This is a genomic window from Comamonas sp. DB36 (assembly GCF_057914905.1).
The window spans coordinates 3,658,459-3,682,902 of sequence record NZ_CP196631.1; the positions used below are offsets into that span (position 1 = coordinate 3,658,459).

General features: G+C 63.9%; 26 protein-coding genes. 15 read left to right on the forward strand and 11 right to left on the reverse strand.

What is annotated here, in order from left to right; all coding sequences use genetic code 11:
• The first annotated feature begins 5 nt into the window (after positions 1–5).
• The 5 genes from ACSVDO_RS17130 to ACSVDO_RS17150 all read left to right on the forward strand — a co-directional run bounded on the left by ACSVDO_RS17130 (position 6) and on the right by ACSVDO_RS17150 (position 3,760).
• A complete protein-coding gene (locus ACSVDO_RS17130) occupies positions 6–1,364 on the forward strand; it encodes a sensor histidine kinase (protein ID WP_332536212.1) in 1,359 nt (452 codons plus the stop codon).
• Positions 1,365–1,567: 203 nt separating this feature from the next.
• On the forward strand, positions 1,568–1,732 hold the full coding sequence (locus ACSVDO_RS17135) for a DUF1328 domain-containing protein (protein ID WP_213300659.1): 165 nt from the start codon (positions 1,568–1,570) through the stop codon (positions 1,730–1,732).
• Positions 1,733–1,777: 45 nt separating this feature from the next.
• Complete coding sequence (locus tag ACSVDO_RS17140; RefSeq protein ID WP_489593597.1) at positions 1,778–2,173, forward strand: hypothetical protein; 396 nt, start codon at positions 1,778–1,780, stop codon at positions 2,171–2,173.
• Between the two features lie 85 nt (positions 2,174–2,258).
• On the forward strand, positions 2,259–2,576 hold the full coding sequence (locus ACSVDO_RS17145) for a BON domain-containing protein (protein WP_332536209.1): 318 nt from the start codon (positions 2,259–2,261) through the stop codon (positions 2,574–2,576).
• Between the two features lie 86 nt (positions 2,577–2,662).
• Positions 2,663–3,760 (forward strand): zinc-binding metallopeptidase family protein, encoded by a 1,098-nt coding sequence (locus ACSVDO_RS17150; protein WP_489593599.1) that lies wholly within the window; start codon positions 2,663–2,665, stop codon positions 3,758–3,760.
• Positions 3,761–3,767: 7 nt separating this feature from the next.
• Here the strand turns inward: ACSVDO_RS17150 and coaD are convergent, their stop codons facing one another.
• The 4 genes from coaD to ACSVDO_RS17170 all read right to left on the reverse strand — a co-directional run bounded on the left by coaD (position 3,768) and on the right by ACSVDO_RS17170 (position 7,988).
• On the reverse strand, positions 3,768–4,268 hold the full coding sequence (gene coaD, locus ACSVDO_RS17155) for a pantetheine-phosphate adenylyltransferase (RefSeq protein ID WP_332536206.1): 501 nt from the start codon (positions 4,266–4,268) through the stop codon (positions 3,768–3,770).
• A gap of 98 nt (positions 4,269–4,366) precedes the next feature.
• Complete coding sequence (gene rsmD, locus ACSVDO_RS17160) at positions 4,367–5,161, reverse strand: 16S rRNA (guanine(966)-N(2))-methyltransferase RsmD (RefSeq protein ID WP_489593602.1); 795 nt, start codon at positions 5,159–5,161, stop codon at positions 4,367–4,369.
• Positions 5,158–6,528 (reverse strand): M16 family metallopeptidase, encoded by a 1,371-nt coding sequence (locus ACSVDO_RS17165; RefSeq protein WP_489593604.1) that lies wholly within the window; start codon positions 6,526–6,528, stop codon positions 5,158–5,160. Before ACSVDO_RS17165 ends, rsmD begins: the two co-directional genes overlap by 4 nt.
• A 20-nt stretch (positions 6,529–6,548) precedes the next feature.
• Positions 6,549–7,988 (reverse strand): M16 family metallopeptidase, encoded by a 1,440-nt coding sequence (locus ACSVDO_RS17170; RefSeq protein WP_489593606.1) that lies wholly within the window; start codon positions 7,986–7,988, stop codon positions 6,549–6,551.
• A 28-nt stretch (positions 7,989–8,016) separates the two neighbouring features.
• Between ACSVDO_RS17170 and ftsY the strand changes: the two genes are divergently transcribed.
• The 9 genes from ftsY (at position 8,017) to ACSVDO_RS17215 (ending at position 19,340) form a co-directional block, all read left to right on the forward strand.
• A complete protein-coding gene (ftsY, locus tag ACSVDO_RS17175; RefSeq protein WP_489593608.1) occupies positions 8,017–9,273 on the forward strand; it encodes a signal recognition particle-docking protein FtsY in 1,257 nt (418 codons plus the stop codon).
• A gap of 186 nt (positions 9,274–9,459) precedes the next feature.
• Entirely contained in the window at positions 9,460–10,110 is a 651-nt protein-coding gene (gene pilV / locus ACSVDO_RS17180) for a type IV pilus modification protein PilV (protein ID WP_332536197.1), read from the forward strand.
• A gap of 34 nt (positions 10,111–10,144) precedes the next feature.
• Positions 10,145–11,095 (forward strand): PilW family protein, encoded by a 951-nt coding sequence (locus tag ACSVDO_RS17185; RefSeq protein WP_489593610.1) that lies wholly within the window; start codon positions 10,145–10,147, stop codon positions 11,093–11,095.
• The gene (locus tag ACSVDO_RS17190; protein WP_332681186.1) at positions 11,095–11,718 is read left to right on the forward strand and encodes a pilus assembly PilX family protein; all 624 of its coding nucleotides are present in this window, start codon (positions 11,095–11,097) and stop codon (positions 11,716–11,718) included. Before ACSVDO_RS17185 ends, ACSVDO_RS17190 begins: the two co-directional genes overlap by 1 nt.
• Positions 11,719–11,731: 13 nt before the next feature.
• Positions 11,732–16,060 carry a pilus assembly protein gene (locus ACSVDO_RS17195; protein WP_489593613.1) on the forward strand — a complete coding sequence of 1,443 codons (4,329 nt, stop codon included), beginning with the start codon at positions 11,732–11,734 and terminating at the stop codon, positions 16,058–16,060.
• 2 nt (positions 16,061–16,062) lie between these two features.
• Entirely contained in the window at positions 16,063–16,503 is a 441-nt protein-coding gene (locus ACSVDO_RS17200) for a type IV pilin protein (RefSeq protein WP_489593615.1), read from the forward strand.
• Positions 16,500–17,096, forward strand: coding sequence for a GspH/FimT family pseudopilin (locus ACSVDO_RS17205; RefSeq protein WP_489593617.1), 597 nt, complete (start codon positions 16,500–16,502; stop codon positions 17,094–17,096). The genes ACSVDO_RS17200 and ACSVDO_RS17205 overlap by 4 nt, the downstream gene beginning before the upstream one ends.
• Before the next feature lie 200 nt (positions 17,097–17,296).
• Positions 17,297–18,241, forward strand: a complete 945-nt coding sequence (rpoH, locus tag ACSVDO_RS17210) for an RNA polymerase sigma factor RpoH (RefSeq protein WP_159911244.1) — start codon at positions 17,297–17,299, stop codon at positions 18,239–18,241.
• Between the two features lie 109 nt (positions 18,242–18,350).
• Positions 18,351–19,340 (forward strand): Bug family tripartite tricarboxylate transporter substrate binding protein, encoded by a 990-nt coding sequence (locus tag ACSVDO_RS17215; RefSeq protein ID WP_489593619.1) that lies wholly within the window; start codon positions 18,351–18,353, stop codon positions 19,338–19,340.
• 5 nt (positions 19,341–19,345) lie between these two features.
• Here the strand turns inward: ACSVDO_RS17215 and ACSVDO_RS17220 are convergent, their stop codons facing one another.
• The 4 genes from ACSVDO_RS17220 to ACSVDO_RS17235 are packed head-to-tail and all read right to left on the reverse strand — an operon-like array spanning position 19,346 to position 22,334.
• On the reverse strand, positions 19,346–19,960 hold the full coding sequence (locus tag ACSVDO_RS17220; RefSeq protein WP_489593621.1) for an SCO family protein: 615 nt from the start codon (positions 19,958–19,960) through the stop codon (positions 19,346–19,348).
• A gap of 6 nt (positions 19,961–19,966) precedes the next feature.
• Positions 19,967–20,863 carry a heme o synthase gene (cyoE, locus tag ACSVDO_RS17225; protein ID WP_489593623.1) on the reverse strand — a complete coding sequence of 299 codons (897 nt, stop codon included), beginning with the start codon at positions 20,861–20,863 and terminating at the stop codon, positions 19,967–19,969.
• 30 nt (positions 20,864–20,893) lie between these two features.
• On the reverse strand, positions 20,894–21,646 hold the full coding sequence (locus tag ACSVDO_RS17230; RefSeq protein WP_489593624.1) for a hypothetical protein: 753 nt from the start codon (positions 21,644–21,646) through the stop codon (positions 20,894–20,896).
• Entirely contained in the window at positions 21,588–22,334 is a 747-nt protein-coding gene (locus ACSVDO_RS17235) for an SURF1 family protein (protein ID WP_489593625.1), read from the reverse strand. Before ACSVDO_RS17235 ends, ACSVDO_RS17230 begins: the two co-directional genes overlap by 59 nt.
• A 54-nt stretch (positions 22,335–22,388) precedes the next feature.
• On the opposite strand from ACSVDO_RS17235, the gene ACSVDO_RS17240 reads away from it, so the two are divergent.
• A complete protein-coding gene (locus ACSVDO_RS17240; RefSeq protein ID WP_332540134.1) occupies positions 22,389–22,622 on the forward strand; it encodes a twin transmembrane helix small protein in 234 nt (77 codons plus the stop codon).
• Positions 22,623–22,685: 63 nt separating this feature from the next.
• Here ACSVDO_RS17240 and ACSVDO_RS17245 read toward each other — a convergent pair whose 3' ends face one another.
• The 3 genes from ACSVDO_RS17245 to ACSVDO_RS17255 are packed head-to-tail and all read right to left on the reverse strand — an operon-like array spanning position 22,686 to position 24,437.
• Entirely contained in the window at positions 22,686–23,567 is an 882-nt protein-coding gene (locus ACSVDO_RS17245) for a cytochrome c oxidase subunit 3 (RefSeq protein WP_332540132.1), read from the reverse strand.
• A gap of 49 nt (positions 23,568–23,616) precedes the next feature.
• A complete protein-coding gene (locus ACSVDO_RS17250; protein WP_332540130.1) occupies positions 23,617–23,814 on the reverse strand; it encodes a DUF2970 domain-containing protein in 198 nt (65 codons plus the stop codon).
• Entirely contained in the window at positions 23,811–24,437 is a 627-nt protein-coding gene (locus ACSVDO_RS17255) for a cytochrome c oxidase assembly protein (protein ID WP_332540128.1), read from the reverse strand. Before ACSVDO_RS17255 ends, ACSVDO_RS17250 begins: the two co-directional genes overlap by 4 nt.
• Positions 24,438–24,444 lie beyond the last annotated feature (7 nt).

Below are 24,444 nucleotides of genomic sequence, written 5' to 3' on the forward strand. Positions count from 1 at the left end.
ACAACATGCGTTGGTCACAATTACGCAGGCTCGCAATCAGCTTGCCGCTCGCCATTTTGGCGGCAGTTTTGCTCGTCGGAATCAATGAGGCAGGATACAAGCGCTCACGCGACGCGCTGGACAACCTGTCACACATTCACAACGCTCGCACATCGCTGAGCATGTTGCTGCAGAACATGCTCGATGCCGAGACCGGCATGCGCGGCTACCTGCTCACCAACGACGAGCGCTACCTCGAACCCTACGAAAAAGCCGTGGCGTCGGTGAACGGCAACCTCGACAACCTGCGCAACATCTTCATGACGTCGCGCCCCGACCTCGACTCCTTCGCGCCGCTGTCGCGCCAGGTCGCACGCAAGCTGTCGGAAATGGAGCTGAGCCTGCGCCTGTACCGTCAGGGCAACGAGGAGGCCTGGCGCTTCGTGCTGTTCACCGACCTGGGCAAGGAGAACATGGATGCCATCCGCGCCTACAGCCGGACCTTGATGGAAAGCACCACCGAGCGCAGTCGCATCAGCCAGGCGGACATCGAACAATCGCTGCTGCTGTCGCGCATAGGCATTGCCACCGTGACCGTCATCGGGCTGCTGGCGTTCTACATGTACCTGCGCCAGGCCCACAGCCTGCAGGCATCGAACGAACGCGAGCAGGCGCTGCAGCATGACGAACGCCTGCGCCTCGAGGAGCTGGTGCGCGAACGCACGTCCACGCTGACCGAGCTCGCCAACCACCTGCAACAGGTGCGCGAAGACGAGCGCGGCCATCTGGCGCGCGAACTCCACGACGAGCTGGGCGCGTTGCTGACCGCGGCCAAGCTCGATGTCGCGCGCCTGAAGTCGCGCATAGACATGAGTTCGCCGGAAATTTCCGAGCGCGTCCAGCATCTGATCGAAGCCCTCAACAGCGGCATTGCGCTCAAGCGCCGCATCATCGAAGACCTGCGCCCTTCATCGCTTGCCAACCTGGGGCTGATCACCTCGCTGGAAATCCTCACGCGTGAATTCGCCAACCGCAGCAACATCGAAGTCGAGGCCAACCTCGAACCGGTGGTGCTGTCGGAAACCACCCAGCTCACGGTCTACCGCATCGTTCAGGAATCGCTGACCAACATCGGCAAGTACGCCAAGGCCAGCCATGCGGTGGTCACGGTGCACAACTACCCCACCTACGTCGCGGTGCAGATCCAGGACGACGGCGAAGGCTTCGACACCGCCACGGTGCGCCTCAACTCGCACGGTCTGGCCGGCATGCGCCACCGGGTCGAAGCCGCTGGCGGGCGGCTGACCGTGTCCTCCGAGGTGGGCAAGGGCACGACCATTTCAGCGGTGATCCCGCTCACTTCGGCGACACCCGGCATCGCCTGAACTCCTGCGCCAGGCTGGGGCCTGGCAGCGCGGCGCGGCGCTGTAGGAGCAGGACCACTCAGGCAACCACCATAAGCCTGACGAGGTCGCCCGTTGGACACTGGCAGCGCGGCACCGGTCCGACTCCTACAGTAGTTGTTACAGCAACGCCTGCAGCAAGCAATCTTTCAAGCTTGCCGGTGCGGGCTTCTAAGGAGAATTGCATGTTGCATTACGCCGTCGTTTTTCTGGTCATCGCCCTGATTGCAGCCATCTTCGGCTTTGGCGGTATCGCCGCAGGCGCAGTGGGCATTGCCAAGATCCTGTTCTACATCTTCGTGATCATGGCCGTCGTCACGTTTGTGCTGAGCCTGTTGAAAAAACGCTGAGCCTGCCCCCACGCCGCCGCGACCGAAATTTATTAGGAGGAATCCATGAGCTCGAATACCCCTGCAGACAACACCCAAAAAGCCGCTGATGCCACCAAGGATCTGGTGAACCACGCCGCCGAAGCCGCCAAGGAAGGCGTCAACGCCACGCGCAAGGTCGCCTCCGAAGCCGTCGACAAGGCCCAGGAAGGCCTTGAAGCCGCTCAAAAGCAAATCAATCCGGTGATCGACGACCTCGCGGCACGTGCCCAGGACCTCGCCAACCGCAGCATCCATTTCTGTGCCGACAGCTCCGAGCGTGCGCGCCGCCAGCTCCAGTGCGCAGCCGAAGCCACCAACCGTTATGTGGTCGATCAGCCCGCAAAATCGTTGATGCTCGCAGCTGCCGCCGGCGCCGCCGTCGCCACCGCCCTGCTGTGGGGCTCGCGTTCACGGCATTGAGCCGGCGCGACCTTCCTTTGTTCTCCAAGGCCATGACGCCTGTCCCATTCTAAAAACGTATTTATCCACCTCTAAGGAAGACACCATGAAATTCACCCGCGCCATTGCTTTCGCTGTCGTTACCGGTGCCACTCTTGTGGCCGCGACTGGCTGTTCCGTTTTCCGTGACCAGCAGTCCGTTGGCTCCTACGTGGATGACGCCGGCATCACCACCGCAGTCAAGGCCAAGATGGCCGAAGACAAGTCGGTGGCGGCCAGCTCGATCAGCGTTGAAACGCTCAACGGCACGGTGCAGCTGTCCGGCTTTGCCAAGTCGCAGACCGAAAAGAGCCGTGCGGAACAAATCGCACGCTCGACCAATCACGTGCGTGAAGTGCGCAACAGCATCGTGGTTCGCCCCTGAGCTGCGGGGCCTGGCAACAGGTCCCACATCGCCCTACAAAAAGGGCCGGAAGCAATTCCGGCCCTTTTTGTCGTTAGAGTAGGCCCATGCAGGTATTCAATTGCGACCAATGCGGTCATCTGGTTTTTTTCGACAGCGTTCAGTGCCTGCACTGCGGTGCGGCGCTCGCTTTCCTGCCGCAATCGCTTGAAATGGTGGCGATGAAGCCGCTGGACGGCGGCTGGTGGCAGCGCGCCTCGCCTGCAGGCAGCAAAGCCGAGATCTATCGCTTCTGCCGCAACCGCACGCTGTACGACAGCTGCAACTTTACGGTGTCCGGCGGCGATGCCCATGCGCAGTGCGTGTCGTGCCGCCAGACACGCTGGCTGCCCGATCTGTCGGACCCGTCCAACCTGCGGCGCTGGAAACAGATAGAAGCCGCCAAGCGCCATCTCTATTACTGTCTCGCGCGCCTGGGACTGCAGCCGGTGCGCGGCGAGCGTGCACCGCAATACGATCTGCTCGAGGAAGTTCCGGGCCAGCCGCCCGTGATGACCGGGCATGCGAGCGGCACCATCACGCTCAACGTCGCCGAGGCCGATGACGAGGAACGCGCGCGCCGGCGCCTGGCATTGAACGAACCCTATCGCACGCTGATCGGCCATCTGCGCCATGAGTGCGGGCATTTCTTCTGGGACCTGCTGGTACGCGACACCGAGCATCTGGAAGGCTTTCGCGCGCTGTTCGGCGATGAACGCGAGGACTACGACCAGGCCCTGCAGAACTATTACGCCAAGCAGGACAAGCTGATAGGCTGGCAGGAGAAGTTCATCAGCAGCTACGCCCAGTCCCACCCCTGGGAAGACTGGGCCGAGACCTGGGCGCACTATCTGCACATGGTCGACCTGCTGGAAACGGCTGCCGCCTACCAGACCCATGTGACCGTGCCCGACCCGGCCCAGCCCCATGACCAGCTGGTGCAGGACCCGTTTGGTCCGACCCAGCCCGACTTCAACGCCATGCTCAAGCAATGGGTGCCGCTGACCCTGCTGCTCAACAGCCTCAATCGCAGCCTGGGCCACCAGGACGCCTACCCGTTTGCGCTCTCCGCGGGCGCACGCCGCAAGTTGCTGTGGGTGCACGAACTGCTGCAGCAGCACCGGCTGCGGCGACAGCCGGCGGCGCCCTTGTCATCCGTTGAATGACGGCCGGTCAGCCGCCGGCGGGTCCGGCGACTTTCTGGCGCAGGCGCGCGTAGACATCGGCCGAGACAAATTTATCGACTTCACCGCCCAGCGTCGCGATTTCGCGCACGAAGGTGCTGCTGATGAACTGGAACTTGTCGCTGGGCGTGAGAAACACGGTTTCCACTTCAGGCATCAGCGTGCGGTTCATTCCCGCAAGCTGGAATTCGTAGTCGAAGTCGGTCACCGCGCGCAGCCCGCGCACCATGGCCTTGCCGCCGCGCTGCACGACGAAATCACGCAGCAGGCCGGAAAAACTCTCGACTTCAACCTGGGGATAGGGGCTGACTGCCTCGCGCACCATGGCGATGCGCTCCTCGAGGCTGAACATCGTTTTCTTGTGGTGACCTGCGGCCACGGCGACGATCACCCGGCCGAAAAGCTGGGTCGCGCGGCGCACCACATCCTCATGGCCCAGGGTGATCGGATCGAAAGTGCCGGGATAGACGGCAAGCACGTTTTCGGCCATGGTGTGGAAGTCTCCAAAGTAGCAAGAGGGCGGCGCTGCACCGTGAGGGTGCAGGCCTTGGCGCATTATGCCCAAGCGCCGGCGCGCTGCGCGGCAGCTCAGTCCGCGGCCGGTGGCGCCTCTTCGGCAGCGGCAACCGCTGCCACGATGGGCGCCTTGCGCAGCAGATGCGCATGCACCGCACCGGCCTTGAGGAAGCGCTGGCGCACCAGGCCCAGCGGCGCGAGCGCAGCGTCGTCCCACTCCGTGGGGCCTTCGAGATAGATCCAGCCGTCATCGCTGACCGCACTGCGCGCGGCGCGCAGCGCCGACGGAAACAGCGCGCTGTCGGTGAACGGCGGATCGATCAGCACCAGATCCAGGCTGTCCGCCGTGACCTGCTGCAAGATGCTCAGGCCGTCGCCGCGCTGCACCTTGACCGCCGTAGCCCCGAGGCGCTGCTGCAGGGACCGCAGCTGCGCGACCAGACCGGCATCGAGCTCGACCATGATCACGTCCTTGGCACCGCGCGATGCAGCCTCGAAACCGAGCACGCCCGTGCCCGCGAAGGCATCCATGCAGCGCCAGCCCGTGAGGTCCTGGCCCAGCCAGTTGAACAGCGTTTCGCGCACGCGGTCGGGCGTGGGCCGCAGGCCCGGGCGCTGGGCCACGGACAGCCGCGTGCGCCGCCACTGGCCGCCGATGATGCGGATCTCACCCGAGCCGCCGGTCGTGCCGGCCTTGGCCGCGGCCGCGGCCTTGGCGGCCTTCAAGGCCTTGCCCTTGAGCGGCGCGGGCGCCTCGACGACTTCGGGCAGATCGCGCGTGCGCACGCGCGTCTTGTGTTCGAGTGCCTTGATCGCATCGGCCACGGCCATGGATTGCACATCGATATGAATACGTGAACGGCTCATTGTTTGCTTCCTCCGACCACCACAGTCACCATGCGATCGGGCTGGAGCATGCGGGCCATCGCGGCACGCACCTCATCGGCGGTCAGAGCCTCGACGCGTTTTGTCCAATGCTCGAGATAGTCGAGCGGTAAATCGTTCCAGGCGATGTTCGCGACGTTCGACAGCAGCTTGCGGTTGCTGTCGATGCGCAGCGCGAAGCCGCCGACCAGGTTGTCCTTGGCTGCGCGCAGCTCGGCCGCTGTAGGGCCCTTGGCGACGAACTCAGCCAGCACCTGCTGCGAGACCTTGACGGCCTCGGGCGCCTGGTCGGCGCGGGTCTGCAGGCCGATCTGGAACGCGCCTGCATGCAGTCCGGGCGCGAAGCCGCTGTAGACGCTGTAGCTCAGGCCGCGCTTTTCACGCACCTGCTCCATCAGCCGCGAGGTGAAGCCACCGCCGCCCAGGATATGGTTGCCGACCATCACGGCCAGAAAATCGGGGTTGCGCCGCGTGATGCCGGGCTGGCCGATCAGCACATGGGCCTGGGCCGAGGCAAACGGAATATCGATGGTGCGTGCCGCGCTGAGCGCCGGCACATCGGGCAGCGCGGGCGGCTGCGGGCAGGCCGAACCAGGCCGGGCGGCGGCGTCATGGGCCTGCAGCGGCGCGAGCAACTGGGTGACCAGCGCATCGGCCTGGGCGCGATCGAGCGCGCCGACGATGCTCACGCGCGCGCCGCAGGCATTGATCAGCTTGCGGTGAAACGCCTGCATGGCGCTCACATCGATGCGCGCCAGCGTGGCTTCGGACGTCTGCTGGCCATAGGGGTGGCCGCCGTAAACGGCCGCGGAAAAGGCCTTGGCGGCGACGGTCGCGGGTCGGGTATCGGCTTCCTTGAGCGCGGCGCTCCAGCGCGCGCGGTCGCGCTGCCAGATGTCCTGCGGCCAGCTGGGCTCGGCGATCTGGCGCGCGGCCAGGCGCGTGGCCTTGGCCAGCAGATCGGGCTCGGTCAGCGAGCGCAGCACATAGCTGAAGCCGTCATCGTCGGCCGCGGCACCGAAGTTCGCGCCCAGGTCCGCCCAGGCTTCGCCCAGCGCGTTCTCGTCCTGGGCCGGTGCGTCGCCGCTGGCCAGAACGCCCTTGGAGGCCATCAACGCCACGGCCGAGGCCAGGCCGGCCTGATCGGCGGGGTCACGGCGGTTGCCGGCGTCGAATGCCACCTGCACGTCGACCATGGGAATGCCCGGGCTGTCGACCAGCCAGACCTTGGCACCGCTGGGCTGGGTCCAATGCTGGATAGGCAGCAGCGCCCAGGCCGGCTGGGCGGCGAACAGGCCGCCGGTGAGGGCCAGCAGCAGGCTGGCGGTGCGTGTGGGAAATGCTTTCATGCGTTCACTCCGAAGCTGGCTCAATGCAGGGGCTGCTCGGAGGCAGACTCGGGACGGCGGGGCTTGGCCGGATCAAGGGGCTGGGGGTCCAGCGTGGCAATGGTCAGCTGGTCGTCGCCGAAATAGCGCGCGGCGACATCCTGGACCTGGGCCGAAGTGATCTGTTTCAGCTGCTGCAGCAGGCGCTCCTCGGCATCGATCGGCATTCCCATGCTCCAGTAGCTGCCCAGCGTCTGCGCCTGGCTGAACACCGAATCGCGCTCGTAGACCGTGCCCGCAATCCACTGCGTCTTCACGCGTGCCAGCTCGGTGGCGTCCACGCCTTCGCGCGCCACGCGCTGCACTTCGGCGCGCAGCGCGGCCTCGACTTCGGCCACCGTCTTGCCCGCCGCGGGAATTCCCGTCAGCATGAACATGCTCGGGCCGCGGCCCAGCAACGACGCCGAACTGCCGGCCGAATCGGCAACCCGCTGCGGGCCCTGTTCCAGCGCGCGCTCCAGGCGCGCACCGCTGTAGCCGCTGAGCACTTCCGACAGCATCATCAGCGCCAGTGCATCCCTGTCCTGGGGACCGATGTTCTCGAGCCGCGAAATGCCAGGCACCTTGAAGCCCAGCGTGACGAAAGCCTGTTCAGCCGGCAGCTTGAGCGCCACGCGGCGCAGGCCCTTTTGCTCGGGCTCGACCTGGGGCTTGCGCGCCGGCGTGACCTTGGCGGGGATGCTGCCGTAGTACTTCTCGGCCAGGCGCCTGACCCTGGCGACATCGACGTCGCCGGCCACGACGACCACCGCGTTGGACGGCACATACCACTTGCGGAAGAATGCGCGCGCGTCGTCGGGCGTCATCGCTTCCAGGTCGCTCATCCAGCCGACCACGGGCCGGCGATAGGGCGAAGCCGTATAGGCCGTCGCATAGAGCTGCTCGAACAGCGCGGCGCGCGGCTGGTCGTCGGTGCGCATGCGGCGCTCTTCCTTGACCACTTCGAGTTCCTTGCGGAACTCCTCGTCGGGCCACTGGTTGTGCGCAAAACGGTCCGATTCGAGGCGCATCACATCTTCGAGGCGCTGCGACGGAATCTGCTGGTAATAGCCGGTGTAGTCGCGGCTGGTGAACGCGTTGTCGCGCCCGCCCAGCGCCGCGACGCGGCGCGAGAACTCGCCCGCGGCCAGGGCTTTGGAGCCCTTGAACATCATGTGCTCGAGCACGTGGGCCACGCCCGAAGTGCCGTCGACTTCGTCCATCGAGCCCACGCGCACCCAGACCATGTGCACTGCCGTGGGCGCGCGCCGATCGGGTTGAACAATCAGCTGCATGCCGTTGGCCAGCGTGAACTGCTGCGCCTTGGTGACGGCGGCCGCAGCGGCTTTTGCAGGGGGTTTTTGCGGGCTCGCAGGCGGCAAATTTTGCGCCCCGGCGCTCAGGCAGGCCACGAGGCCCAGGAGGGTAAGAGCACGTTTCATAGAATGCTCAGATTCTACGAACCCGCCAATGTTCAGTTTTTTCAAAAAAAAGCCCCTTCCTTCCGCCGTACCACCCGCCGATGAGCTGGTGAGTACGCCCGCGTCCGCGCCTATTGAGCACGAGCATGTTCCGGAAATTGTTCCGGACATTATCCCGGAGTCTGCCGCGAGCGCGCCGGATACGGGCGCCGTGCGAAGTCCGCAGGTGATTTCCACGCCACCGAGCGAGCCGGCGCCCGGAGCCATGGGCCGCCTGCGCCAGATGTTCGGCGCGGCCAAGCCCGTACCGGCCGAGGCGCCGGTCGCTGCTCCGCCCGTCGTTGTTGCCGCGCCACCGGTGGCGCCCACGGCGCAGGCGGCGACTGTTCCTGCCCTTGCTGCGGCGGAGCGCGCCAGCTGGCTGGGCCGGCTCAAGGCCGGACTGCGCAAGACCGGCAACAATATTTCAACGGTGTTCACGGGCACCAAGATCGACGAAGCGTTGTACGAAGAGCTCGAAGATGCGCTGCTGATGGCCGATACCGGCGTCAAGGCAACGCAGCATCTGCTCGCCGACCTCAAGCGCCGCGTCAAGGAAACCAAGGCCACCGAGCCCTCGGCCGTCAAGGAGCTGCTTGCGCAGTCGCTTGCCGACCTGCTGCAGCCGCTCGAGAAGCCCCTGGTCATAGGCCAGTTCACACCCACCGTGATCATGGTCGCGGGCGTCAACGGCGCGGGCAAGACCACGTCCATAGGCAAGCTCACCAAGCACCTGGCCGATGAAGGCGCAAGCGTGCTGCTGGCCGCGGCCGACACCTACCGCGCAGCCGCACGCGAGCAGCTGGGCGTCTGGGCCACGCGCAATACCGTTGAAATCGTGAGCCAGCAAGGCGGCGACCCCGCAGCCGTGAGCTTCGACGCCGTGACCGCGGGCAAGGCGCGCAAGAAGGATGTGGTGCTGGTCGATACCGCGGGCCGCCTGCCTACGCAGCTGCACCTGATGGAAGAACTCAAGAAGATTCGCCGCGTGGTCACTAAGGCCGACGCCACGGCGCCGCACGAAGTGCTGCTGGTGATCGATGGCAACACCGGCCAGAACGCGCTCGCCCAGGTGCGCTCGTTTGACGACGCGCTGCAGCTGACCGGCCTGATCGTGACCAAGCTCGACGGCACGGCCAAGGGCGGCGTGCTCGCCGCGATTGCCCAGGAACGCCCCATTCCCGTGTATTTCATCGGCGTAGGCGAGAAGCTCGAGGATCTGGAAACGTTCAATGCCAAGGAATTCGCCCAGGCATTGCTGAGCTGAGCGCTTCGGTGGTCGCAATGCAGGTCGCGCCATCCTGATTGGTATTGCCTGTCCCCATGCCGGTCGGCAAGATCGACCGGCCTACGTACCATCCTGACAAACGGTAGCAATGGACGATTGAACGGCAACTGCCCTGGCTCGGATACATGTAGTATCAGACGTCACTATTTATTCCATTTAATCCCCGTGATCCCTCCCCGGAGCCAACAAGGTTTCTCGCTCGTCGAGATTCTCGTGTGCATTGCAGTTCTGTGCTTCGGCATGCTGGGTCTTGTGGGCCTGCAAGTCGCCGCCTTGCAGGCCAATCGCGAAGCACGCCTGCAGTCAGCCGCCGTGCGTCTGGCGGAGGAAATGGCAGAAATGATGCGCGGCAACAAGGCGCAGGCCATTGCCTTGACCAATAACCCGTATCTCGTCGATGTCAGCAGCACATCGACGCTGACCGCAACCAAGTGCGGCCTGCCCGGAGGAACCGGCACCTGCGACTCGATTGAGCTCGTCGCCAAGCGCGATGTCTATGAGTGGCTGACGCGCGCCGTGACGGGCGTCAAGGACTCCTCGGGCGCATTGCTGACGCCGCCCGAGCTTCCCGGCGCGAGAGTCGTCATCTGCCAGGACAATGCTCCCTACGATTCAGCCGGGCTGCCGCAGTGGAGCTGCAGCGGCACGGGGGGAACCTTGATGCTGAAAATTGGCTGGACTCGCAGCAACACGCTGCGCGGCGCGACCGGCACGGACGCCACCAATGTGACTGCCGCAAATACCGGTGCCTTCGACAAGGCTCTGCGCCCCGCAGTCACTTTCCCCATCACGCCAGGAAGTATCAATGAGCCCTGAAAACTCTTCGCGTCGCCGCGCGATGCAGCGCGGCATGACGCTGGTCGAGCTATTGGTCGCTCTACTGCTGGGCAGCCTGATCGTCCTGGCGGCGGTGGCTGCACTGACGGTGTCGCGGCAAGGCTTTCTCGCCGTCGATGCTTCCGCACAGCTGCGCGACAATGCCCGCTTCGCCACCAGCATCATTCGCCGCCTGGCGACGCAGGCTGCATATTTGGATTTCAAGCATGCAAGCACCACAGCCGGAGCGGCATTCAAGGTCGGGGAGTCAACGACGGCCGCGATCGAACCGAGCATCAAAGGATTCAACAACGCCGCCTACGATGTCCAGTTGATCAACGGCACGACCAACGCGGTCACGACGACCGGCCTCAACAACAGCGACATGCTGGTGGTGCGCTATCAGATGGGAACGGTCACCAAGACCGACGGCAGTGAAGGTCCGGACCAGACCATGATCGATTGCAGCGGCGCCACTTCCACGGCGACCGCGGCGACCATGTCCGAGCGCATGGTCAGCGTGTTCTACGTCGCGCAGGACCAGGGTGAACCCACACTGATGTGCGCCTGGCTCGACGGCAGCACCTGGAAGCAGCAGCCGCTGGTGCCCGGCGTGGAGAGCCTGCAGTTGCTTTACGGCGTTGACGGCGTCACCGCCGGGGCTGCGCCCAGCGCGGCCACCGACTCGATTCCCGAGCGCTACCTTCGCGCAGATCAACTGGTGACCAGCAGCTTGACCGACACCAATGCCAACTGGGATCGCGTTCGCTCCATACGCGTAGGCATGGTCATGCGTGGCCCGCCTGGTTCCTCGTCCAATGGAACGGTTGCCGCACAGTATCCACTGGGGCCGCAAGGCCTGATGAATTCCGCCGACGACCCGGGCAGCACATTTGCCGCAAAGACCGACGGCAGACTGCGCCAGACGGTCTCATTCACGATCCACCTGCGCAATGCAGCGATCACCCGCCAGGACGCCACCTGATGCGCGCCAAACGCTTTTCTTTTCTGCCTGCCACCGCCCCGCGGCCCGACCAGCGCGGCGTATCGCTGATCGTGGTCATGATGCTGCTGGCCATCATCGCCATTCTGGGCATGGGAGCCATACAGATTTCAATGATGAGCGAACGCGGCGCGCGCAACGAACGCGACGTGCAGATCGCATGGCAAGGCTCAGAGGCCGGCCTCATGGATGCCGAATACGACATTCGCGGCCCTGGGACCGCGACACGCAAGAACCTGTTCACGAAGAACGATTCTTCGGCATTTGCAATCGGCAGCTGCGGAACCACCGGAACCGGCAAGGGACTGTGCGATCCTGCAACGGTGACGGGCAAGCCCCTGTGGCTCAGTGTGGATCTGGCAGCCGACAGCCCTGCCGCAGCGGTCTATGGCGACTTCACAGGACGCGCGTTCAAGTCGGGCAGCAGCGGGCTGCAGCCGGTCAAAAAGCCGCGCTACATCATTGAAGTGCTGCCGGACAGGAATTCTTTCGGCGACGCCAGCGGGCGGGTGGACAAGAAATTCGTGTACCGCGTGACATCGATGGGTTTCGGGCCTCGGGAAGACATCCAGGTCGTGACGCAAATACTTTTCCGCAAAGAATGATCCCGGAGTGACCATGAAACTATTGCCTCGTGTGCGCCTGGCTCGATGGGCGCTTGCAATTGTCGCCCCCCTGTCAATAGGTTACGCGGTTCATTCACTGAGCCAAAGCAGTCCGCCGAACATCACTGCGATCGCGCTGAGCGCTGACCCGCTGTATGCGCAGGGTTCGGGCCAGAAGCCCACGCTGACGCTGGCCATATCGGTCGAGCATCCTACCGTGGGCGCAGCCTACCGCGGCACCTATGCTCCGGCCACCTCCTACCAGGGCTACTTCGATCCGTTGAGTTGCTACAGCTACGACAAAGCGTCCACGACCAAGCATTTCACGCGGTCCGCGGCCTCCGATGCCGCAACCCACAGCTGCAGCGGAGCAGGCTTCAGCGGCAACTTCCTCAACTGGGCTGCAGCCTCGTCCATCGACATCATGCGCCTGGGCCTGACGGGCGGCGACCGGATCGAGGATTCCGAGTCCTCGACCATCCTGCAGCGCGCAGTAATTCCCAGCAACTTCTACGACGATGGTTCCTACTTTCCGCGCAAGAATCTCTCCAACGCCGTCGCGCGGCAGGCGCTGCCTGCCGAGTTCTTCACGAGCGGCGATACGAATACCGTGCGGATCAGCAACTGCCTGAATCGAATTCACATCTTCAGCAACGGTACGGCAGCAACCAAAGCGGGAGCAGATGCCTGCAATGACTCCGCCGCCGTGATGGGTCCGATACTCCAGCGCGAGACCAACTCGAACATGCCGAACGGCTACACGCAATGCGCCGCGGAAAACGCCACCTGCACGTTCACAGGAACGGCGGAAGTCATCTACGGCAGCGGCAAGAAGTGGCATCGCCGCCTGGTCACCAACGGCATCGCATGCAACAACAGTCAGTGGGGCGAGGACCCGGCGTCAGGCGCGGGCAAAAGCTGCCACTACAAGGCTACAAACACGGCGCTGTCCACCCCCATGAAGACCATAGGGGGGGAAGAAGCGCTCTACGTTCGGGTGAAGGCCTGCAGTACATCGGGCGGCGCCCTGACCGACTCGCGCGCCTCCGTGTGCCAGCGCTACCCCAACGGCAACTACAAGCCCGTGGGCAACATGCAGAAGTACAGCGACCGCATCCGCCTCGCGGCTTTCGGCTACCTGATGGACAACGGCGACCAGCGCTACGGCGGAGTGCTGCGCGCGCCCATGACCTATGTCGGACCCAAGACCTACGACGCCAACGGTGACCCTTCGGTGGATCTGAACCCGAACCGCGAATGGAACCCTGACAATGGCGTTTTCATTGCCAATCCGCGGGATGCCACGGAGGGCATCAGCGGGGTGATGAATTACCTGAACACCTTTGGACGCACGGGCACGCCCGGTACCTACAAGGGCAACGATCCGGTGAGCGAGCTGTATTACGAAAGTCTGCGTTATCTGCAGGGCCTGGCGCCAACGCCGCAAGCGGTTTCCGGTCTCACGGCCAATGACGCCAGGCGTGCGGGATTTCCCGTGTACGCGAGCTGGACCGACCCGTTCGACGGTGGCTCCAGCGACAAGAACTACGCCTGCCTGCGCAACAGCGTCCTGCTGATCGGCGATGTGAACACCCACGCCGACCGCTCCATCCCCGGCAACTCGATCATCTCGAATTCCGACTTCGATCGAACCGCCGAAGTCAGCCTGGCGAACAACATTCCGAACTTCAAGGACTGGACTCGTGTCGTGGGCGGCTTCGAGGCGGACCAAGCGATCAGATACCTTGACGGCCGTGGCGACTCGCAGGTCACCAGCAACACCACAACGATCAAGAACACCGGCCTGGCCGACCTGGACAGCCTCAGCATAGGCTCTGGCGGCAAGTCGTCGTATTACATGGCCGGCATGGCCTACTGGGCGCATACGCATGACATCCGCGGCAGGGACTGGACGGAGACAGCCAAGCGCCGCCCCGGCATGCGAGTGACCACCTACGTGGTGGACGTGAACGAAAACAGCGCCAACAACGATGCCACGGCCCGCCGGCGGACCCACTTCTTCCTTGCGGCCAAGTACGGCGGCTTCAACGATGTGACCGGCACCGGCAACCCGTATGAGTCGTCGAACGACGCCCGCAACTGGGAGAAGGAAACCGATCCGGGCGAGGCCAAGACCTATTTCCTGGTCAGCGATGCAGACAAGTTCCTGCGCTCGCTGGACGACATCTTCTTCGCCGCGGCCAAGGCCAGCAATACGATTTCCTCGCCAGCAGCGTCCACCAACACCTTGTCCACCACGGACGGGTATTACTACACCGCCAGCTTCAATACGGAACGCTGGTCCGGGGACATCAAGCGCAACACCATCAAGGTCAGCGACAACGGCGATGTGAAGGTGGGCGACGCGGCATCGGCGGTCTCCGCCGCGGCGCGTCTCGACGCACTCACCGACACGCAAACCAGCGGACGCAAGATCGTTGTCGGGCTAGAAAGCGCGGCCAGCTCGGGCGGCTCGGCAGCCCTGTTCACCTGGAGCACGATAGGCGACACGCTCAAGGCCCACCTGAACAAGGCCTCGCCCACCGCCACGGCCGACAACGACGGGCAGAACCGCCTCAACTTCCTGCGCGGCTATCGCTCACAGGAAGCCGTCACCTTCCGCCAGCGCAATTCCCGCCTGGGCGACATCGTCAATTCGGCAGCGGCCTACTCCGCCGCGCCCACCACGCGCTACAACACGGCGGCCTATCGCACGTTCTACGATACCAACAAGAACCGCACAAAAGCCGTCTTTGTCGGCGCCAACGACGGCATGCTGCATGCATTCAACTCCACCACCATGGACGAGCTGTTCGCATATATCCCCAGCTGGATGGCTCCCAAGCTCTCGCAGCTGACCAACACCAATTACAACTCCTCCGGCCACACCAGCTACGTCGATGCGCCGCCCGCAGTGGCCGAAGCCCAAGTAGGCAGCGACTGGAAAACCGTGCTGGTGTCGGGCACTGGCGGCGGCGGGCAAGGCGTGTTCGCTTTGGACGTGACCAACCCGAGCGACTTTGCGGCCGACAAGGTCCTTTGGGAATTCACGGACCAGAACGATCCAGACATGGGCAACGTGGTGAGCCAACCACGCATCGTGAAGCTGCGCACCAGCGCTGCCGGCGCCGCCACGGCCACCTACAAATGGTTTGCAGCGGTAGCCAGCGGCGTCAACAATTACGTCAATGACGGCACTGGCCGCTACAGCACCACCGGCAAGCCTGCGCTCTTCCTGCTGGATCTGTCGAAGGCATCAGGCACCGACTGGTCGCTGGGCACCAACTACTTCAAGGTGAGCCTGCCCATCAGCAACGTGGAGGCAACCGGCACGCAGGAAGTAAATGCGTCCGGAACCGGCACCGGTGTCGGCAAGGCCACCGGTCTGGTGAACTTCGATTTCACCAACGACCAGGCGGATGCCGTCGAATTCTTCTACATGGGCGACCTCCACGGCCAGTTCTGGAAGCTCGACATGGCCAAGGCCAACTTCTCGAGCGCCACCGAAACCAACTGGAACCTGCTGAGACTGACGTCCTATAAGAACACCGACGGCACCATTCCGTTGCCCATGTACATCGCGAAAGACAGCAGCAACAAGGTCCAGCCCATCACCATGGTACCCACCATTGCGTTTGGGCCCTCCAACTCCTACATCCTGGCATTTGGCACCGGCAAATATCTCGAAGCCAAGGACAACATGGTCGGCTCCAATACCCAGGCACAATCTTTTTACGTACTGTATGACAGCGGCAACGCCGCATCGAAAGATGTTGAACCCGACACGGACGGCACAGCGCGCTTCAACGGCCGCGCGCGTCTGAAGGCCGGCTCGATCACGAACAGTGCAATCAGCGTGGAGTCGTTCTACTGGAATCGCCCGCGGGACAGCAACTCCACCGACAAGAAAGCAGGCTGGTATATCGACTATCCCAAGAGCGGCAGCCTGGGCGGTGAAAAACAGATCGGCGCCGCAGCGCTGTTTGGGCAGACCGTGCGCTTCACCAGCCTGCTGCCGCCAAGTGCGTCCACGGATGCCTGCGGAGGTGGATCGAGCTATTCATACGAAGCCAATCTGGCCAGCGGCCTGGGTACCGTCACGACCATGTCCAGTGGTGCGCAGGGCTCGCCGATGTTCTTCTATACGAACTCTTCGCTCTCGAACAGTGACTCCACCGGAGCGCGCGTCAAGACAGACAAAGGGGTGTTCGTGCATCCCGACGCCACCGCCACTTCAGGCGTGAGCGTCTCCGAGCCAAAGACCGCCACGTCGCAGGTCGGTCGCCTGAGCTGGCGCCAACTGAACAACTACCGCGAACTGAAAGACAAGACCTGGAATTGACCATGACCAAGCACAAACGGCACATTGAAGGCTTTACGCTCATCGAATTGATGATCACGGTTGCCATAGTCTCCATTCTGGCAACCATAGCCTACCCGTCCTACGCGGAGTACATGCGAAAGACACGCCGCGCCGAAGGCCGCACGGCAATGATGGAATTGCTGCAGCAGCAGGAGCGGTACATGACGCAGAACAATACTTACCTGGCCATCGCCACGGCAGGCGACAGCGCCGTAGCCTTCAAGACCTTCTCGGGGGACTCCCGCGGCAGTGCCGCGTACTGGCTTGGTGCGCGTGCCTGCCCCAGCCAGACCATCAACAATTGCGTTGAGGTGTTCGGCGTGCCCAAGTACTACACCGACCCGTCCATCACGGAACTCACCGTTACCAGCACGGGCGTGAAGAGCTGCACCGGCAACAACACGAGTGTCTGCTGGAAATGACGCCATTTGCCCCGCACGCCTCATCGACCACCAGCACAGGCGGACGGGGCTTCACGCTGATCGAGCTGCTGGTGACCATTTCGCTGCTGGTCATCATCATGGCCATTGCCGCACCCAGTTTCATGGGATATCTGCGCAATGCAGAACTGAGCGGCATCAGCAATAGCTTTCTGGCGGCCCTGAACGCGGCCCGCACCGAAGCAATGAAGCGCAACATGTTCGCTCTGGTGACGCCGAAGAACAACGACAATGACTGGGCGAAAGGCTGGGTGGTGTTTGTCGATACCGACAATGACATGGCCTTTGACAGCACCAAGGACATCCTGGTGATGCAACAGGAGGCGCCCCCGCCCTACATCACGCTTTCGGGCAACAACAGCACGGCGGCCAATCCGAGCTATGTGCGATATGACGGCTCGGGCTTTTCGCGTCCCGCAAGCGGCGACCTGCCCAACACCACGTTGACCATCGCGCGCAGCGATGCAAGCACCGACTACCGCCAGATCCGACGTATCAAGATCGCAGTCACCGGAAGGGCCAAGATCTGCACTCCCAAGGCGTCGGATGATGCCAATTGCCTTTCCACGGACTGAGGATATGGACAGGCCTTGCTCCCGTCGCACGCTCTGGTGCCGGAGCACCTAACACTTGCACGCCTGGACTGAGTACCGGTTCGACGCCCTGAGGGCATTGCCCCGCAGGGTTGGCACAAGTTGTCAATGGTTAAGGAACTTCTGCCTTAGCACTCTCTCCAATAGACTGCTAATATGAAGATATGGAAGAAAGGACTTCAATGACCTCCACATCCGCAAACATTGCGACGACCACTTTGGCGCCCACCAACCCTTGGGCACTGGTGCCTCCACTGGGCAACCTGGACGCCTATATCACGGCAGTCAATCGTCTTCCCATGCTCACGCTGGAAGAAGAGCAGGATTACGCGCGTCGCCTCAAGAATGACAGCGACCTGGACGCGGCCGGCCGACTGGTGATGTCGCACCTGCGCCTGGTGGTGGCCATTTCGCGCCAGTACCTGGGTTACGGCCTGCCGCATGGCGACCTGATCCAGGAAGGCAACGTGGGCCTGATGAAAGCCGTCAAGCGTTTCGACCCCGAACAGGGCGTGCGCCTGGTGAGCTATGCCATGCACTGGATCAAGGCCGAGATCCACGAATACATCCTGAAGAACTGGCGCATGGTCAAGCTGGCCACGACCAAGGCGCAGCGCAAGCTGTTCTTCAACCTGCGCTCGATGAAGCAAGGGCTCAAGGCCGACGCCGCCGCGCTCGACGAGAGCACGCACCGCGACACGCTGAGCCCGCACGAGATCGACACCGTCGCGCAAAAGCTCAACGTCAAGCGCGAAGAAGTCATCGAAATGGAGACCCGGATGTCGGGCGGCGACGTGCTGCTCGATCCCTCTCCTTCCGATGACGGCGAGAACGCCTTCGGCCCCATCGCCTACCTGGCCGATGGTTCGCATGAACCCACGGCGATGATCGAGTCGCGCCAGCGCGACGCACTGGCCACCGACGGCATCAGCCTGGCGCTGGGCGGCCTGGACGAGCGCAGCCGGCGCATCGTCGAGGAGCGCTGGCTCAAGGTCAACGATGACGGCTCGGGCGGCATGACGCTGCACGAACTCGCTGCGGTCTACGGCGTCAGCGCCGAGCGCATTCGCCAGATCGAATCGGCGGCGATGAAGAAAATGAAGAAGACGCTGGCCGAATACGCCTGAGTCTCCCGGCAGGGATAATCGGCGCACCGCCTTTGCAGGCGGTGCGCTTTTTTCATGGCGCGCCGATTGCCAAAGACACTCCATTCCAATAATGATCCGAGGAGCCCGCATGATTTCCAGATTGAACCGCCGCACGCTGCTGGCCTCGGCGGCCTGTGCCGCGGCTGCCGCCTGCACCCCTGCCCTGGCAGCCGATCCAGCCCAATGGCCCACGCGCCCGGTCAAACTGATCGTCGGCTTTCCGGGCGGCTCGTCGCCCGACCTGGTCGCGCGTACGCTGGCCGAGCCGCTGGCCAAGATGCTGGGCCAGCCGGTCGTGGTCGAGAACAAGGTGGGCGCGGGCGGCAACATCGGCGCCGACGCCGTCGCCCATGCCACCGACGACCATACGCTGGGGCTGATGATCAACGGCAACATGACCATCGCCAAGCTGATCAACCCCAAGGCGACCTATGACCCGCTCAAGGACCTGCAGCCCGTGAGCCTGATCGCCACCGCGCCGCTGGCGCTGGCCGCATCGGCCCAGGCACCGGGCAGCACGGCCGCCGAGTTCTTCGCCGCGGCGCGCGCCAGCGGCGACAAGTGGAGCTACGGCAGCCCGGGAATAGGCACGGTCGCGCATATCGGCATGGAGCTGCTCAAGGCGCGCGCCGGCATTGCGCCGGTGCATGTGCCCTACCCCGGCAACCCGCAGGTGATCAACGCCATCATCGGCGAACAGGTGCAGCTCGCGCTGCTGCCGCCCGCCATGGCCGCGGCCCAGGCGCGCGCGGGCAAGCTGCGCGTGATAGGCGTGACCTCGACCAGCCGCTCGTCGCTGGTGCCCGAGTACCCCAGCCTGTCGGAAGCCGGCATTGCCAACTATCAGATGGAAATCTGGAATGCAGTCGCCGCGCCACGCTCCATGCCCCGGCCCATCGTCGAGCGCCTGGGCACGCTGCTGAGCGAAATAGCACGCCACCCCGACATCCGCGCCAAGCTGTTCGCCCAGGGCTGGCAGGTTGCGGGAACCTCGTCAGAAGGCCTGGCCAACCGCATACGCACCGACGCCAAGGTCATGGGCGACATCATCCGCAGCCAGAAGATCACTGCGCAATGATCTGATCAGGCCTTCTCCGCCAGCAGCATGCGTACATCGGCTGCCAGGACCTGGGGGCCCACGCCGTAGCGCTCGTAGACGCGCAGGCGCCCCGCGGGGTCATAGACATAGCTGCCGGCCGAGTGGTCCAGCGTATAGCTTTCCGGCGTAGGGCCTTCGACCTTCTTGTAGAAGATCTTGAAATCCTTGGCAATTGCCGCGGTCTGCTCCGGCGTGCCGCGCAGCGCGACAAAGCTGGGATCGAAGCTCTCCATGTAGGCCTTGAGCATCTCGGGCTTGTCGCGCTCGGGGTCCAGCGTGACAAAGATGCCCTGCAGGCGCTCGCCATCGGCGCCCAGCAGCTTCTTGACTTCGGCCAGCTCCTGCAGCGAAGTCGGGCAGACATCGGGGCATTGGGTATAGCCGAAGAACACCACCACGGCCTTGCCCGCGAAGTCCTTGAGGCTGCGCTGCTGACCCGAAGCATCGGGCAGCGTGAAATCGCGCGCGTACTCCGCGCCCGTCACATCCACTCCCTGGAAACTGGCCTTGGGTTCGCGACCGCAGCCCGCGAGCAGGCCTGCGGCCCCCGTGCCCAGCGCCGAGGCCAGCAACAACTTCAATACACGTCGTTTATCCATAGTCGTTCAAAAAATATAGTGGTCCGCCAATAGTGCGGCGAACAGAAGACTCAGGTGTATCAGCGAAAACCGGAAGGTCTTGCGCGCCAGGGCGTCGGAGTAGCTGCGCCACAGCCGATAGGCATACGCACAGAACCCCAGGCCCAGCACCACGGCCACCGCCAGATAGAGCCAGGAACTCATGCCGAAGACGAACGGCAGGAGGCATCCGGCAAACAATACCAGCGTATAGAGAAACACCTGCAAACGGGTGAATTCATTGCCATGGGTCACGGGCAGCATAGGCAGGCCGGCCTGGCGATAGTCTTCCACGCGGTACAGCGCCAGCGCCCAGAAATGCGGTGGTGTCCAGAGAAAGATGATCAGGAACAGGATCAGCGACTCGGGCGTGACCTGGCCGGTCATCGCGGCCCAGCCCAGCACCGGAGGCATGGCGCCCGAGGCCCCGCCGATCACGATGTTCTGCGGCGTCAGCGGCTTGAGGATCAGCGTGTAGACCACGGCATAACCGACGAAGGTCGCAAGCGTGAGCCACATGGTCAGCGGGTTGACCCAGACATAGAGAACTGCCGAGCCGGCCGCGCACAGCAGCGTGGAAAACGCCAAGGCCTGGCCGTCCGACAACTGGCCCTTGGCCGTGGGCCGCCAGGCCGTGCGCTTCATCTTGGCGTCTATGCCTTTTTCGACCAGGCAGTTGAACGCCGCGGCCGCGCCCGCGACCAGCCAGATGCCCGCGCAGGCCACAGCCATCAGCACCAGTTGCTGCGCTGCCGGCCAGCCGGGAATGGCCAGCACCATGCCGATCAGCGCGCAGAAGACGATCAATTGCACCACGCGCGGCTTGGTCAGCGCGTAGAACTGCGCAAAGCGCGACGGGGCGGAAACGGTGGCGGCGAAGCTCATGCGGAAACTCGAGAAGAAAGGGACGGCATTTCAGCGGGCAGGGGCGACGGTATCGGGGCGCCCCGCCTTATCCCAGGAGGCGGCCGCGCGCATCAGCCGGTCGAGGTCGCGCTTGGCCTTCGCGGCGCTCGCTTTGTCGAGCGATGCCGGCATGCGCATCATCCAGTTGCCCATGGGATCGACCAGATACAGATGGTCTTCGATGCGCTGGCCCGGCGCCGGCTCCAGCCAGCCGGCAAGGGCCTGCGGATCGACGCGCAGCACCTGGCCCTGGGCCATCGCGGGCGCGAGCGCCGCGGGCGGCTGGACCGCATCGTTGATCAGCCAGACCCAGTCGAGCCTGTCCTTTTCGCGGCCCAGGCTCTCGCGCAACTGGCGCTGCAGGTAAAGGTGTTGCTCGCAGGCCGAATTGCACTGCCCGCCCGCGACATTGACCAGCAGCCACTGGCCCTTGAGCGAAGCCAGCGGCACGGTGTCGCCGGTCAGCGTGCGCGCATTGATATCGGGCAGCGTGCGCTGCGGCTGTATCAATTCGCCGAAGTTGCGCCGGCCTTCGGGCCGAACCACGTAATAGGTGAAGTAGGAGGCGATGACCGGCGCCGCGCAGACCAGCAGCACGGCAATCATCTGCCAGCGCCCGGAACGCGTGCGCTGGGCCTGCATCGCCTCGCCCGCCGCAGGCAGGCCGTGCACGCTCAGGCCCAGCGGCTCGGCCGCGGCGCGCTCAGGCGCCGGGTTGCTGGCGTGGGCGAATGAAGCGTCGGAAGAGTTGAAACCAGACATAGAGAACCGCCATCAGGAGACTGATACCAAACCATTGAAATGCATAGCCGTAGTGCTTGTCCACCCCGGCATCGATGCGCGGCCAGTCGCGCTGCAGGCCTTCGCTGTCGGCCCCCGTCTGCACCACGCTCATGGCGAGCAAAGGCAGGCCGGTTTGCGCGCGAAACCGGGTCACATCAAGATTCTGTCGGATAGGCGACGTTTCGGAAACAGGGTCTGCACCGGGTGCCATTTCGTACAGCCGCGCGGGCGCCAGTGCAAGCCTGCCGGCGACTGCCACCGGGCCCGCGGGCGTATCGACAGGAGCGAGCGCCGTGCGGTCCTGGAAATTGCGCGCTATCCAGCCGCGCTGCACCAGCACCACCGCGGGCGTGGGCCCATCAAGGGCCAATGGCGTCAACACGAAAAAGCCCGGACGGCCATGCATCTGCCGGTTGTCGAGGTAGATCGTATGGGAGCCTAGCCAGCGGCCCTGCAGCGCCACGGGGCGGTGGACCAGGTCTGCGGCCGGCGTCTGTTGCAATGCCTGCTGCAGTGCCGCAGCGCCCAGCTGCGGCTGTTCGCCCCGTGCCTCGATGGCCGCGGCCAGCGCCTGCTTTTGCGCCGCGCGGTCCAGCTGCCAGCAGCCCAGCGCGGCCGTGGCGCCGATTCCCACCGCCGCTGCCAAGGTGATCACCCAGAAGCGCATGCCTGCTGGCGAACCCTCTGGCCTTGTGCTTTTACTCACCGGATAATGATCTCCATGAAAATCTTCATCGCCTTGGCCTTTCTGGGCATTCTCGCCAGCCTGGGCAGCGCCTTGTTCTTCATGATGCGCCGCCCGCCCGATGGCGTAGAGGATAACCGCAGGCGCAGCCAGCATATGGCGCGCGCGCTGGCGCTGCGCGTGGGCTTGTCGGTGCTGCTGTTCCTGTGCCTGCTGATCAGCTGGAAGCTGGGGTATATCCAGCCTACCGGGCTGCCGGTGGGACGCTGAAGCGGCGAAGCCGGCGCAAGGCCGGCTCTCGCAACGTGGTGGCCCAGGCCACCGCCTCACCGATTACATCCAGTAGACCAGCACGTACAAGCCCAGCCAGACCACGTCCACGAAGTGCCAGTACCAGGCTGCGCCTTCGAAGCCGAAATGCTTGTCGGCCGTGAAGTGGCCTTTTTGCAGCCGCAGCGTGATGAAGAACAGCATCAGCATGCCGACGAACACGTGGAAGCCGTGAAAGCCCGTGAGCATGTAGAAGGTCGAGCCGAAGATGCCCGACGACAGCTTGAGGTTCAGGTCGGTGTAAAGGTGGAAGTACTCATAGCCCTGCACGCACAGGAAGATGAAGCCCAGCACCACGGTGGCCCACATGAAGGCAATCGTGCGGCCGCGATGGTTCTCGCGCAGCGCGTGGTGGGCAATGGTCAGCGTCACGCCCGAAGTCAGCAGCAGCGCGGTGTTGATGGTCGGCAGCCAGAACGGACCCACGGTCTGGAACGGCTCCACCGTGCCCGCGGGCGAGGCCGTGGCACCGGCGGCCATGCTGGGCCAGATGGCCTTGAAGTCGGGCCACAGCAAGGCGTTCTCTATGCCGCCGAGCGCCGGCACCGAATGCGCGCGGCCCCACCACAGCGCGGTGAAGAATGCGCCAAACAGCATCACTTCGGAGAAGATGAACCAGCTCATGCTCCAGCGGAACGACAGATCGATCTTGCGCCCGTAGAGCCCGCTCTCGCTTTCATGGATGGCGTCACGGAACCACTGGTAGAGCACGACCAGCCACCAGGCCAGGCCGAAGAACAGGCTCCATTTGCCCCATTCGTGGCCGTTGATCCACTGCCCCGCGCCGAGGATCACGAAGAACAGGCCCGCGGCCGCCATGATCGGATGGCGCGATTCACCGGGCACGTAGTAGTAGGGCGTTGCGCCTTGGGTAGTTCCACTCATTTCCTGCTCCTGACTCTCTAGGTCCTTGCGTCCGTCTGTAGCTTGGCGCTCAGACGATCCAGTTCACAATCAAGATCAAGCCTGCGACCAATAGAAAAATGGCCACCAGCCCCCCCACCACCACCTGCAGCGGAGTGATGCTTTCAACGTCTTTCTGGTATTCGCTGCCCTTGCGCACGCCCAGCAATGCCCACAGCATGGTGCGTGCGGTGCGCAGCGGCGAGGCTTTTTTCTGCGGTTGGTTCATAGCACGGGCTCCTTGGCACCGGGCGCCGCGGCCTGCTGCTTGAGACCGCCTGCGGGCGCGGGCGGCGTCTTGCCGCCGACTTCGAAGAAGGTGTACGACAGCGTGATGGTCGTGACGTCCTTGGAAATCTTCGGGTCGATCACGAAGGCCACGGGCCATTCCTTTTTCTCGCCCGGCTCCAGCGTGTACTGGTTGAAGCAGAAGCACTCGAGCTTGATGAAATGCGCGGCCGCCTGGTGCGGCGCATAGCTGGGAATCGCCTGCGCGGCCATGCGGCGGTTCTGTACGTTCTGGAACTCGTACTCGACCACCGTGAGCTCGCCCGGATGCACCTGCACCGAACGCTGGCGCGGCTTGAAGTCCCAGGGGCCGCGCGCGTTGGCGTCGAACTCGACGGTGATCGTGCGGCTCATGTCGACCTGGGAGTTGGCCGGCAGCTTGGCATTCGGGCCGATCTGGCCGTTGCCCGGCACCTGGCGCTCGGAGATCGCCAGGATGTTGATTCCCAGCGCTTCGCAGACATGCTTGTAGATGGGAATCAGCGCATAGCCGAAGGCGAACATGCCGACGGCAATCACCGCCAGCTTGCCGACCATCTTCGTGTTTTCCTGGCGCATTCCCACGGCGTTC